The sequence below is a fragment of the Actinacidiphila sp. DG2A-62 genome (genome assembly GCF_035825295.1).
In the GTDB taxonomy this organism is placed as follows: domain Bacteria; phylum Actinomycetota; class Actinomycetes; order Streptomycetales; family Streptomycetaceae; genus Actinacidiphila.
Genome location: NZ_JAYMGI010000002.1, coordinates 4,285,693 through 4,298,785 on the forward strand (window position 1 = coordinate 4,285,693; position 13,093 = coordinate 4,298,785).

A 13,093-nucleotide genomic window follows, 5' to 3' on the forward strand; every position below is an offset into this window, starting at 1 on the left:
TGCGGCTCCGGTGCGGGTCGCGCGCAGATCGCGCGCAGATCGCGTACGGGCCGCGCGCAGACCGCGCACGGGCCGCGCGCAGATCGCGTACAGCTCCGGCACGGGCTCCGCACCGCCTCGCCCCCATCCCCGGGCGCCGCGCCCACCCCGCGCCCGTCCCGCGCCCAGCTCCCGCCCCGCCGACCCCTCACCCCCGTGACGTACACCACACCCTCCGCGTACAACCCTCAACCCCCCGGCGCCCAGCGCCACATACGCATCCACCGCCCCCGCGCGGAACCCGACCCGTACACTCGGTCTAGTGACATGGCCCGGGGGCAACGGCAAGATGGGCGGCCCGTGACGACGGCGACCGCCGGCCGTACCGCGTGACCGCATCACGTGACCGCTCCGGGTGACCGAACGTCGCCGCGGGCACGCGAGGTGCGCCGCGCCGGCGCGGCGCGGGCCGCCCCCGGCCCAGGGAACCGCGGTCACCTCCCCGGCGTCCGCACACCGTGAGCAGCACCGGGCCCGGACCGGCCCACGGACCCGCCCCGGTCCGCGCCCGGATCGACAGCACCACCCGCACCACCCGCACCACCGAGCACCACGCAACATGCGGTCACAAGGAGGACGCGTCCCGTGAGCAGCAGGCCATCCCGAGGCGCTGCTCGCCTCGCCTCGATACTCGACGCCCTCCCGGACGCACTGCTCCTGGTCAACGCCAACGGCACGGTGGTGAACGCGAACGCCATCGCGCTGGAGACGTTCGAGACGCCCGGGACCGCGCTGGTCGGGCGCGGACTGCTGGACCTGCTGCCGGAGTTCGACCCCAAGCGCATCCCCGGCTCGATGCGCAGCCCGCGCGAGGCCGCGCAGGACACGGACACCCGGACCAAGCCGACCCGGATGACCGCGCACCGCACCGACGGCAGCGCCTTCCCCGCCCAGGTGACGAGCGCGAACCTGGAGGACGCCCGCACCCCGTACGCCGACTTCGGCGACGGCATGCCGCACTACACCGGCGACGAACTGCTGATGCTGGTGGTGCGCGACCTGTCCGGCACGGTCGACACCGAGGCCGAACTCGCCCGCCAGCAGCGGCAGACCGAGATGATCCTGCGGGCCGCCGCCGAGGGCGTGGTCGGCGTGGACACCGCGGGCAAGGTCGTGCTGGTCAACCCCTCGGCCGCGCAGATACTCGGCCACCGCGCGACCGACCTCGGCGGCAAGGAGCTGCACCCGCTGGTGCACCACTCGCGCCCGGACGGCTCGCCGCTGGCGTACGAGGAGACCCCGCTCGCCGACACGCTGCGCAGCGGCCGCAAGCACCGGGTGCGCGGCCAGGTGCTGTGGCGCAAGGACGGCAAGCCGGTGCCGGTGGACCTGACGACGGCGCCGGTGCGCGACGGTGACCAACTGGTCGGCGCGGTGATGACGTTCACCGACCGCACCCAGTACGACGCGCTGGCCGCGCGCGCCGCGCAGCTGCGGGCGCTGCTGGACAGCTCGTTGCGCGGGCCGCTGGCCGAACTGCGCGGCGAGCTGGGCGGGTTGGCGGCCGACCCGGCCGGGCAGCTGTGGCCCGAGGCCAACCAGATCCTGCACCACCTCACCGCCGGCTACGCGCGCATCACCACGCTCATCGACAACGTCCTGGCCTTCCAGCGGCTGGACCGCGGCGAGGACAAGCTGCGGCGCGAGCCGGTCGGCCTGGACGACCTGGCCGCCGCGGCGGTCGAGGGCGCGGTCGAGCTGATCGGTCCCGGGCGGGCGCAGTACGCCGTGCACGCGCCGCAGACCGAGGTGTCGGTGGACGGCGAGCACCTGGCCAGGGCGCTGTCGCACCTGATCGCCGACGTGGCCGGCGTGGACTCCGCGGGCAACGCGATCGCGCTCGGCGGCGACTCCACGATCGTGGTCGCGGCGGCCCGGCGCGGCGACGTCGTCCGCATCGACGTGCACGGCCCGAGCGCCGGCGGCGACCCGGTCCACCTGCCGCTGGCCCGCGGGGTGGTCGAACGCCACGGCGGCGTCCTGCAGACCCACGAGGTGCCGGGGCAGGGCAGCGCGTACGTCCTGGAGGTGCCGGTCGGCCCGGAGGACGCGGGCGAGACCGCTTCGGGCGCGGCGGGAGCCGCAAGGGCCGCGAGCGCGGCTGGCGGTACGGCGTCCCCCGCGGGTGGGCGCTCGGGTTCCCACGGACGCGGACGCGCGGCGGCCGGCGAGGACGCGGGATCGGATACGAGTGCGGGCACGGGCACGGGTGCGGGTGCGGGCGGCGGTACGGGCTCGGCCGGCGCTACGGGCTCCGGTCCGCGCGGCGGTGCGGGGTCCGGGGCCGGTACGGACGCGGGCGGCGGTGCGGGCTCGCACGGTCGCCGGGGCGCGGGCAGGGGCGCCGGCGGGCGCTCGGGCTCGGCGGCGGAGGACGCGAGTCCGGTTCCTGGGCCGCGCGACCCCTCGGAGGACACCGGCACGGTCGTCGCGCCCTGGGCGGTGCCGGCCGTGACCGATCACGGCGACCAGCACGGCGACCAGTTCGGCGGCCCGCACGGTGACCAGTACGGCGGCCCGCACGGTGACCAGCGCGGCGACCAGCAGGAGGCCCCGAGCGGGCGGCGGCGCGCGCTGCGCCGGCCGCGCGAGGAGGGCGAGCCGCAGCAGGGCCGGCAGGCTCCGGCGCTGCCGGGCGGTTCCGGTGAGCGCGACGGCGCGGCGTTCTCCGCGGGCGCGGACGGTCCCGCGGCGCACGGCGAACAGCCGTCGGGGCGCCGGGCGCGGCGCGGGCGGGCGGCCGAGGAGGAGCAGCCGCCGGCCGCGCAGATGCCGGCCGCGCAGGTGCCGGCCGAGCAGGCGGGGCGGGCCGAGCTGCCCGCGCCGCCCATCCCGAACGCGCTGCCGCCGGCCGGTTCCGGCGGCGGGCCGACGGGCCGCCGCGCGCGCCGCGCCATCGAGCCCGCGAACCCGGTGGGACCGGTGGGACCGATCGCGGTGCCGCCGCAGGGCGCCGGGCCGCAGGCCGCGTGGCCGGCGCCGCAGGAGCCGCAGCCGGGCCTCCCGGCGGTCCGCCACCAGGAGCCGGCGGCGCAGGCGGCGGAGTGGCAGGACGCCCAGGGTGGGCAGGATGCCGCACCCGGACGACCCGCACTGCGCCGACCCGGCACCTCCGCGCCGAACGCGGAATGGCAGGACGCCGGGAGCGGCCAGGACCCGCAGGCCGCCGGAACCGGACGACCCGCACTGCGCCGACCCGGCACCTCCGCGCCGAACGCGGAATGGCAGGACCCGCAAGCCCCCGCACCAGGCCGACCGGCACCGCAGCGACCCGGCACGACCGCGCCCGCCGCCGCGGAATGGCAGGACGCCGGGAGCGGCCACGATCCGCAGGCCGCCGGAACCGGACGACCCGCACTGCGCCGACCCGGCACCTCCGCGCCGGGCGGCCGGGGTGGGCGGCCGGAGGTTCCGGCGCCCGCGGAGTGGCCGGGGCCGCACGATCCGCGGACGCAGAGCCCGCAGGCCGCTCCCGCGCAGCCGGGCGCGCAGCCGGCGGTTCGCCGTCAGGGCCCGTCACCGCAGGCGGCGGAGTGGCAGGACGCCCAGGGTGGGCAGGGTGCCGCACCCGGACGACCGGCGCCGCAACGCCCCGGCACGACCGCGCCGGCCGCCGCGGAGTGGCAGGACGCCCAAGGCAGCCACGACCCGCAGGCGGCAGCGGCCGGACGACCCGCACTGCGCCGACCCGGCACCTCCGCGCCGGGCGGCGCATGGCAGGACCCCGACGGCGCCCAGGACCCGCGCACCGATCCGCGTTCGCAGGGCGGCGACGCCCAGGAGCCCGGTGGGCGGACCGGGCGGCGGGCGGCGGGCGAGCGGCCGGGGACGTCCGCGCCGGGGGAGCAGCCGGGGGCGTCCGGCGCGCCCGGTGGCTGGCCGGAGCCCGGCGGCCAGGGCGGCGCGACACAGTGGCCCGGCCCGCACGCCGCAGAGGGCGGCGGGAACTCCGCCGACGCCTGGGGCCCGGCCGCCGCCGCGGCGCAGGCCGGCGACGCGCACGATCCGCGTGACCCGCACGCGCCGGAGCAGGGCCCCGGCCACGACCAGGGCCAGGCACAGGTCCGGCCGCAGGCCCAGGCCCAGGCCCACCAGGCTCAGGCCCACGCGCAGGCCCAGGGCCCGGCGCACGGGCAGAGCCACGGGCGGGCGATCAGCGTGCGGACGCTCGGCCAGGGCGTCGTCCCCTACGCCGGCCAGCCCGAGCTGCCCGCGCCGGGCGGGTCCGGCGGGTCCGGCCGACGCCGCAGGCTGGGCGCGCCGCAGCAGAGCAACGGCTCGATCCTTCCGCGCGTGCCGAGCCAGCCGGTCCCGGCGGGCCAGCCGACGCCCGGCGGCGAGACGCAGGCGCGGCAGCACCCGCAGGCCGATCCGGACAGCGGCCAGCTGCCCGTACGCCCGCCCGTGCCCCCGGCGCAGTCGCAGCACCCCGCACCCCCGGCGGGGGCGCCCGGCGCGCCCGCCGCCCCCGTACCGCCGATGCCGCCCGGGCCGCCGCCCACCGTGCCGCCCGGCGCTCCCGCGGCCGGCAACGACCCGCAGACCGCGCTGCTGCGGCCCGTGCGGGCCGCCGACCCCGGCCGCGGCCGGTCCTACGCGATAGGCGCGCCGGCGGCGGGCGCCGCCGAGGGGCCGGAGCCGCTGGACGGCCCGAACGGCGCGGTCGACGTGACCGACGACATGACCGCGGGCGGCCCCGGCGCGGACGACCGGCAGGAGGAGCCGCTGGAGGAGCCGCGGCGCCTGCTGGTGTGGCCGGAGCCCGACGTGTCGACCCGGCAGGCGCTCACCGACCGCGGCTACCGGCCGGTGATCGTCCGCTCGCGCGAGGAGGTCGACGCGCAGGTCGCCGAGCCGCCCGCCGCGCTGTTCGTGGACCCGCTGACCGGCCCGATCACCAGGACCGCGCTGCAGTCGCTGCGGCAGGCCGCCGCCGCGGCGCAGGTGCCGGTGCTGGTCACCGCCGGGCTCGGCCAGGCGACGCGCGAGGCGGCGTACGGCGCGGACCCGGCGGTGCTGCTGAAGGCGCTGGCGCCGCGCGACAGCGAGCAGCACCCGCCGCGAGTGCTGCTGGTGGAGAGCCACGAGCCGATCGCGCAGGCGTTCGCGGCGACGCTGGAGCGCCGCGGGATGCAGGTCACCCACGCGTCGTCGGAGACCGACGCGATGACGCAGGCCGCGCAGATCCACCCGAATCTGGTGGTGATGGACCTGATGCTGATCCGGCGGCGCCGGCAGGGCATCGTGGACTGGCTGCGCGGGCACGCGCGGCTGGACACCACGCCGCTGGTCGTCTACACCTCCGCCGACATCGAGCCCTCCGAGCTGCCGCGGCTGGCGTCCGGCGAGACGGTCCTGTTCCTGGCCGAACGCTCCACCAGCAGCGACGTGCAGGCGCGGATCGTGGACCTGCTGGGCAAGATCGGCGCGTGAGGGCCCGGGGCGGCGTGCGCCCCTGGGTGGGTCGGCGTGGGTCGGCCGGGCGGCGACGTGCGCCCCGGGGTCGGCCCGGCTGCGGTGTGCGCCCCGGGGTCAGTCGCGCAGCTCGGTGACGTCCAGCGCGCCGTCCGCGTAGGACCTGCGGATGACCTTCTTGTCGAACTTGCCGACGCTCGTCTTGGGCACCGCCTCCAGCACCGCCCAGCGCTCGGGCACCTGCCAGTGGGCGACGCGGGTCTCCAGGAAGGTGCGCAGGGACGCGTAGTCGGCGGTGGCGCCCTCGCGCAGCACCACGGTGGCCAGCGGGCGCTCGCCCCAGCGCTCGTCGGGGACGGCGACGACCGCGGCCTCGGCGACGTCCGGGTGGGCCATCAGGTGGTTCTCCAGGTCGACCGAGGAGATCCACTCGCCGCCGGACTTGATGACGTCCTTGGCGCGGTCGGTGAGGGTGAGGTAGCCGTCGTCGGAGATGACGCCGACGTCGCCGGTGCGCAGCCAGCCGTCCGGGCTGAACTTGTCCTCCGGCCGCAGCGGCTCCTCGCCGGCGCCGCCGTAGTAGGCCGCGGCGATCCACGGCCCGCGCACCTCCAGCTCGCCGGCCGAGCGGCCGTCCCAGGGCTGCACCGAGCCGTCCGGGCCGATCAGCCGGGCCTCGACGGAGGCCGGGAAGCGCCCCTGGGTGATGCGGTACGCCCACTCCTCCTCGCCGCTGACGCCGGCCGGCGGCTGGGCGACGGTGCCCAGCGGCGAGGTCTCGGTCATGCCCCAGGCGTGCCGCAGGGTGACGCCGAGCTGCTCGTCGAACGCCTTCATCAGCGACGGCGGGCAGGCCGAGCCGCCGATGGTGACCTCCTTCAGGCAGGAGACGTCGCGCGGCTTTGCGGTCAGCTCGGCGAGCAGGCCCTGCCAGATGGTCGGCACGGCGGCGGCGTGCGTGGGCCGCTCGGACTCGATCATCTCGGCGAGCGGGCCGGGCTGCAGGAAGCGGTCGGGCATCAGCAGGTTGATGCCGGTCATGAAGGCGGCGTGCGGCAGGCCCCACGCGTTGACGTGGAACATCGGCACCACGGGCAGCGTGGTGTCCTTGCTGGTCATGCCCATCGACTCGGCGGTGTTGACCTGGAGGGAGTGCAGGTAGACCGAGCGGTGGGAGTAGACCACGCCCTTGGGGTCGCCGGTGGTCCCGGAGGTGTAGCACATGGCCGCGGCCTCGCGTTCGTCCAGCTCCGGCCAGTCGTAGCGGTCCGGGCGGCCGGCCAGCAGCTCTTCGTAGGCGTGCACGGCCGGGCGGCAGCCGTCCAGCGCCGACCGGTCGCCGGGGCCGACGACGACCACGTGCTCGACCGGGTCCATGGCCGGCAGCAGCGGCGCGAGCAGCGGCAGCAGGGTGGCGTTGACGAGGATCACCCGGTCGGCGGCGTGGTTGACGATCCAGGTGAGCTGGTCGGCGGGCAGCCGCAGGTTGAGGGTGTGCAGCACCGAGCCCATGGACGGGATGGCGAGGTACGCCTCCAGGTGCTCGGCGTTGTTCCACATCAAGGTGGCCACGCGGTCGCCGCGGCCGACGCCCAGTGTGTCGCGCAGGGCGGCGGCCAGCCGGGCGGACCGGGCGCCGACCTCGCGGTAGGTGCGGCGGTGCGGCTCGCCCTCGCCGGTCCAGGTGGTGACCACGGACCTGCCGTGGACCTGGGCGCCGTGCTGGAGGATGCGGGTGACGGTCAGCGGAACGTCCTGCATGGTGCTGAGCACAAGGGCCTCCGGCGACGGCGACGGCAGTGGCGGGTCGTAGCCGTGATTCTGCTGGCATACCAGGTGGTATGTCACTACCCCGCGCCGGATCGGTCATGTCGTGAGCGGTCGCGGCGACCGTTTCCGGCCGCGCGGCCCGGGCGGGCCCGTCGGCGCCCGCTCAGGCCACGCACAGCTCCAGCTCGGGGTCGTCCCGCAGCTTGCCGAGGGCGCGGGAGACCGCGCTCTTGACGGTGCCGACGGAGACGCCGAGGACCTCGGCGGTCTGCACCTCGCTCATGTCCTCGTAGTAGCGCAGGACGACCATCGCGCGCTGCCGCGGGGGGAGCCGGGCTATCGCGCGCAGCAGGGCGTCCCGCTGGGCCTGCTGCTCGGTGAGGTCGACCTGGCAGGCGGCGGCAGGCTCGGGCAGCTCGTCGGTGCTGAACTCGTCGACCTTGCGCTTGCGCCACTGCGAGGTCCGCGTGTTCACCAGGGTGCGGCGCACGTACCCGTCGACGGCCCGGTGGTCGTCGATGCGGTCCCAGGCGAGGTACGTCTTGGTGAGCGCGGTCTGCAGCAGGTCTTCGGCGTCCGAGGGGTTGGGGGTCAGGGCGCGCGCGGTGCGCAGCAGCGTCGGGCCCTTGGTCCGGACGTAGGCCGTGAACTGCGTCGTGTTGGCGCTGGTGCACACTGGCGTGGTCATGGCTCCACGGTAGGAGCCGGCGGGGTCGTCGCGGATCGGCCGCAAGTGCCGAAACGGGATCACCCTCAGGTCGTACTCCGGGGGATGTCCCCACCTCCCGAGGGGTGACCCGGGGGGCCTGTTCCCGCAGGGGATGCACCTGGGGGATGACCCCGGACCGACCCCGAGTACACCCGGGGTCGGCGTCGGCCCGCACTGCCTGGGCAGCAGGTCGCGGCGGGGTCTGCGGCGGACGGCGTGCGCGCGGCCGTCCGCAGGGCTCAGCCGACGACGGCGACGGGCGCGTCGATCAGGTCGCGGTCGACGTTCAGCGACTTGCCGCCGTAGGACTCGGTGACGCTGCCGGTGTACTGGTGGATGCGCGCGTGCGGGGTCCAGGCGGAGGGCGCGAGCGACGGCTCGTCGGTCAGGGTCGGCGTGACGCCCCAGCGGGCGTACCAGATGACGTCCGGCAGCGAGCCGGCGCTGGCCAGGCGCGAGCGCTCCATGTGCCGCACCCCGGAGTCGGCGCTGCTGTAGAAGCCGGAGAGGTAGCCGGCCGCGTGCACCTGCTTGTCCCACGCCTGCACGTACGTCAGCGTCGCGTCGGTGCACGAGGCGTTCGAGATGTCGTACGCCTCCATGTCGAGGTAGAGCGCGCTGCCCGGTTCCAGGCCCAGCGCCTCGGCGCTGCTCACCGCGTCCTTGCCCTCGTCGGAGCCCTGCCCCGAGGGGTCGTGGGTGTCGATCAGGTACGGGTTCTTGTTAGTGCCCGAGACGCAGGGGCTCTGGGAGCCGACGTAGATGGGCAGCAGGCTCCAGCCCGCCGCGGTGGTCTGCCGCACCCAGTCGCGGGTGAGGTTCTTCTGCGACGCGCAGGCCCGGGCCCGGCCGCCGAAGTAGATGCCGGCGGCGCGGTAGGAGGAGTGCGCGCGCCAGGCGCTCATCGTGTCGAGGTCGGGGGCCTGACAGGTGTCGAACCCGGCGCCCTGGAACACCCGCGGCGTGTCGGCGTCGGCCGCGTCCGCCGCGGCGGCCGGGATGAGCAGACCGGTCAGCGTCAGCGCTCCGGACAGGACGAAACGGATGAACATATTTCTTTCGGTCATTCCGTGAGTCAACGATGACCGGGCCCGCGCACCCCGCAGACACGCCGCCGCGACGCCGAGGCCGCACCCATCAGCGCAGCAGGGGCGTGGGGACGCCGGTCCGGCGGCGGGGCGCGGCGGGCGGGGCCGGCCGCCCGCGGGCCGCGCCCCCTCACTCCCCGCGCTCACTCCCCGCGCGCGGTCCCCACGCTCACTCCCCGCGTGCGGCGGCCAGAAGTTTTCCACAGGCTGTGGACGACAGTTGCGCGCCGCTCTCCCCCACCGCCGCGGCTCCGACCCGCACCGCCCAGGCCGCCGCGGCGAGCAGGCCGTCGCCCTCGGCCAGCCGCCAGGCCAGCGCGCCGGTGAACGCGTCGCCCGCGCCCGTGGTGTCCACCACCGGCACCCGTTCGGCCGGGACCCGGGTGGTACGACCGCCCGCCTCGACCACCTCCGCGCCGGCGCCCCCCAGCGTCACCACCGCCGAGCGCGGGCCGAGCCGCAGCAGCTCCCGCGGGTCCGCTCCCCCGGCCCCGCGGCCAGCAGCGCGCGCATCTCGTGCTCGTTGACCACCAACGGGTCGGCGCGGGCCAGCACTTCGGCCCGCTGGTCCGACGGCAGCGCGCCGAGCGCCTCCGGCGGCGAGGGGTTGAGCACCAGGCGCGGCGCGTGCAGCGCCGCCGCCCGCACGGCCTCGGGCGGCACCTCGCACTGCACGGACACCACGCGCACCCCCCGCGCGACCCCCTCCCGCACCGCCGCCGCGACGTCGTCCGCGGTCAGCCGGGCGTTGGCGCCCGGCGCGACGACGATCGTGTTCTCACCGTCCGCGGCGACGGTGATCAGCGCGACGCCGGTCGGCTCCGCGGCGTCCACGGCCAGCGCGGCGGTGTCGACGCCCGCCGCGCGCAGCCGACCGGCCAGCAGGTCGCCGTGGGCGTCCCGCCCCACCCGGCCGCAGAACCCGGCCCGGGCGCCCAACCGGCCCGCCGCGACGGCCTGGTTGGCGCCCTTGCCGCCCGGGTGCACCGCGAGGCCGCCGTCGCCGAGCACCGTCTCGCCGGGGTCCGGGTGCCGCCGGACCCGTACGACGAGATCGGCGTTCGCCGACCCCACCACCAACAGCGTCGGCCCCTCCCCACCCGGACCCGCCGCGGTCTCCCCCTGCTGCTGCCCCTTGTGCGTCACGCCCCCCATCCTCCCGCGGCCGGGGCGCCCGGCGGCGACGTGCGCCACCGCGCGCCCCGGCCCCGGCCGTTTCAGCCCAGGGACCGCCGCCGGGTCACCACAGGCGCGTGAAGTGGACGCTCACGTTGTCCTGGTGGATGGCGGTGAACGCGGAACCGGCCACGCTCGCGGTGTTGTTCTGGTTCGAGGCGCCGGCGCCGGTCGCCGCCTGCTGGGTGGTCGTCACGTTGCCAAAGTTGCCTCCCCCGACGTTGCCACCGGAGTTGCTCACCACCGTCGCGTTCGAGTCGCCACCCGCGAAAGCGCCGTCGTCGGCCACGGCGGTGCCGGCGAAGAGCACCGCCGCGACGGGCAGCGCTGCCGCGGCGACCAGAACACGGCGGACGGTACGGATGCTTGCCATGGTGTTCCCTCCCAGGGGACGAACTGTGCTGTGCGCGGCGGGCGGCCGGCCGACCGCTCCGCCGCTGTGAGGTATTTCCTCGGCGTCGCCAACGGAAGAATTGCCCGGCGCTCGGACCGGAATGCGCCCCCATGATCCTTTTCGCTCGGACGCGTGACGATTCGTCGATAAACCCATGCGCCGCCACGGGTTGAGGCATTTCCGGCGCGGCGCGATCCTGCGCGCGCCCGCCACATCGCTGCCCGGCACAGCCTTCTCACCCGTTCGGCCCCCGCCTTCGCGCCGCCGGCGGGATTCGGCGTGAATACGCACCCCGTCCCGTACAACCATCCGGCGGGCAGGCGAGTCTGCCTGGGTGCCGTCGACGCCGTATGCCCCCAGGTGTGCGCCGACTGCCGTACGCGTGCGCGGAACCGGTGGAACCAGACGCCTTCCGCGCGACGCCGATTCCTGTTGCGCACCCGCCCTTTGCAGCGGGGATCACACTCGGTGAAGCCGCGGACCCGCAGGGTGCGGCTTCAAGCCAGAAGACTGCAAACCCGACGTTTGCGGCTGTACAGAAGTGGGGAGCACGCGGCATACTCGGTCGCCTCGGCTCAACAAGCCGAACCCACACGACTTTTCGGCGGCGAGACGCCTCGCAGGCCACAGGGCACGTCTCCCGTCATACGTGGAACTCCGGCCCGTCCGCCTGCACCTGGCTGCCCGACCAGCATTCAGGGAGCAATACTCAAGTGCGAGCGATAACCAGACGAGCCATAGGCGTTGCAGCGGGCGTCGGCTCTTTCACGGCCGCCATCACTCTCGGCGGAATCGGCACCGCGTCCGCGTACGCGCCGGCCCACAACGGCGGCAGCGGCGGCAACAACGGCGGCGGCAGCGACTGCCGCACGATCGGCATCGAGTACTCCCTCGACGGCGGTCACACCTGGACCACCGACGGCCGCATCAACGGCGACACGCCGCCGACCACCGTCACGGTGAAGATCAGCGGCGCGTCCAAGGGCTGCGAGTACAACATCTCGCTCGCCTCCTACAGCACCGAGGGCCCGTCCTGGGAGAACTCAGGCCACCAGGACTTCCTGGGCTGGGACACCACCACGCTCAGCAAGAACAAGAAGACCGACACGCTGGACATCAGCGGTGTCGCGCCCACCTGCTTCGGCCAGGTCGACCTGTACGGCAACGGCACCAAGTTCGACGGCGGTTCGGGCAAGGGCCACGGCCCCCTCCCGCACTACCCGGACTCCGCCACGCCGACGAACCTGATCACGGCGTGGAACGGCGGCCACAAGTGCGACGAGACGCCGACCCCGACGCCGACGGACACCACGGACACGCCGACGCCCACCCCCACGGACACGACCGACACCCCGACGCCGACGCCGACCGACACCACGGACACGCCGACGCCCACCCCCAGCGACACCACGGACACCCCGACCCCGACGCCGACCGACACGGGCGACACCTCCTCGCCGTCCCCGTCGCCCTCGACGTCGACCGGCACCAGCGGTGGCGGCGGCAGCACCACGCCGCCCACCGGCACCCCGTCCGTGCCGCCGGCCACCTCGGGCAGCGGCAGCGGCAACCTCGCCGAGACCGGTAGCAACAGCTCGCAGAACACCGTGTTCCTCGGTGGCGGCGCGGCGCTGCTGGTCGCGGGCGGCGCGGCCGTCTACTTCACCCGCCGTCGCCGCAGCGGCGCGCACAGCTGATCCCGGCTGATCCCAGCCGCATCCCGCGCGGCCGGCCCGTCCGGCCCGCGGGCACCACGAAGCCCCGGCCTGTTCCCAGGCCGGGGCTTCCGGCTGTCCGGCACGGCGCGCGAGGGCCGTACGGCGCGGGTGTCCGCGCGGGGCGCGGGTGTCCGCGAAGGCGGGGGCGTCAGCCCTGGGTGCGGGCCGGCAGCCGCCAGCCGGGGCGCGGGAAGTGGCAGGTGTACCCGTCGGGGTACTTCACCAGGTAGTCCTGGTGCTCCGGCTCGGCCTCCCAGAAGGGCCCGACCGGCGCGACCTCGGTGACGACCTTGCCAGGCCACAGCCCGGACGCCTCGACGTCGGCGATGGTGTCCTCGGCGACGCGCTTCTGCTCGTCGTCGACGTAGTAGATCGCCGAGCGGTAGCTGGTGCCGATGTCGTTGCCCTGGCGATTCAGCGTGGTCGGGTCGTGGATCTGGAAGAAGAACTCCAGCAGCGCGCGGTAGTCGGTGCGCTCCGGGTCGTACAGGATCTCGACCGCCTCGGCGTGGGTGCCGTGGTTGCGGTAGGTGGCGTTCGGGACGTCCCCGCCGCTGTAGCCGACGCGGGTCGCGACCACGCCCGGCTGCTTCCTGATCAGGTCCTGCATGCCCCAGAAGCAGCCGCCTGCCAGCACGGCCCTCTGCGTCTGCGTGGCCATCTCTCATCGCTCCTTCGTCTACGGCTACGGGACCCCGGCCAACGGCTGGGGACCCCGGCCGGTACAGCGTCCGCGCGCCTCCCAGTCTTCCCCCGGGCGGGGCCGCGCGGCGTGAGATGGGCC

Annotated in this window: 7 protein-coding genes and 1 pseudogene; 2 read left to right on the forward strand and 6 right to left on the reverse strand. The window is 75.8% G+C overall.

The genetic code is table 11. The features are described 5' to 3' along the window. Window positions 1-624 precede the first annotated feature (624 nt). The gene (locus VSR01_RS19215; RefSeq protein ID WP_326450431.1) at window positions 625-5,472 is read left to right on the forward strand and encodes a response regulator; all 4,848 of its coding nucleotides are present in this window, start codon (window positions 625-627) and stop codon (window positions 5,470-5,472) included. Between the two features lie 99 nt (window positions 5,473-5,571). Here VSR01_RS19215 and VSR01_RS19220 read toward each other — a convergent pair whose 3' ends face one another. From VSR01_RS19220 to VSR01_RS19240, 5 genes and pseudogenes are all read right to left on the reverse strand, one after another. Continuing rightward, window positions 5,572-7,227 carry a long-chain fatty acid--CoA ligase gene (locus VSR01_RS19220; RefSeq protein ID WP_326450432.1) on the reverse strand — a complete coding sequence of 552 codons (1,656 nt, stop codon included), beginning with the start codon at window positions 7,225-7,227 and terminating at the stop codon, window positions 5,572-5,574. A 160-nt stretch (window positions 7,228-7,387) separates the two neighbouring features. Further along, complete coding sequence (locus tag VSR01_RS19225) at window positions 7,388-7,912, reverse strand: SigE family RNA polymerase sigma factor (protein WP_326450433.1); 525 nt, start codon at window positions 7,910-7,912, stop codon at window positions 7,388-7,390. A gap of 260 nt (window positions 7,913-8,172) precedes the next feature. Further along, window positions 8,173-9,000 (reverse strand): DUF1906 domain-containing protein, encoded by an 828-nt coding sequence (locus tag VSR01_RS19230; protein ID WP_326450434.1) that lies wholly within the window; start codon window positions 8,998-9,000, stop codon window positions 8,173-8,175. 190 nt (window positions 9,001-9,190) lie between these two features. Continuing rightward, a pseudogene (locus tag VSR01_RS19235) lies at window positions 9,191-10,176 on the reverse strand (ribokinase). An 85-nt stretch (window positions 10,177-10,261) separates the two neighbouring features. Further along, the gene (locus VSR01_RS19240) at window positions 10,262-10,570 is read right to left on the reverse strand and encodes a hypothetical protein (RefSeq protein WP_326450435.1); all 309 of its coding nucleotides are present in this window, start codon (window positions 10,568-10,570) and stop codon (window positions 10,262-10,264) included. Between the two features lie 734 nt (window positions 10,571-11,304). Here VSR01_RS19240 and VSR01_RS19245 point away from each other — a divergent pair. Next, entirely contained in the window at window positions 11,305-12,288 is a 984-nt protein-coding gene (locus tag VSR01_RS19245) for an LAETG motif-containing sortase-dependent surface protein (RefSeq protein ID WP_326450436.1), read from the forward strand. Window positions 12,289-12,457: 169 nt separating this feature from the next. On the opposite strand, the gene msrA is transcribed toward VSR01_RS19245, so the two are convergent. Continuing rightward, window positions 12,458-12,970, reverse strand: coding sequence for a peptide-methionine (S)-S-oxide reductase MsrA (gene msrA / locus VSR01_RS19250; RefSeq protein WP_326450437.1), 513 nt, complete (start codon window positions 12,968-12,970; stop codon window positions 12,458-12,460). Window positions 12,971-13,093: the final 123 nt, after the last annotated feature.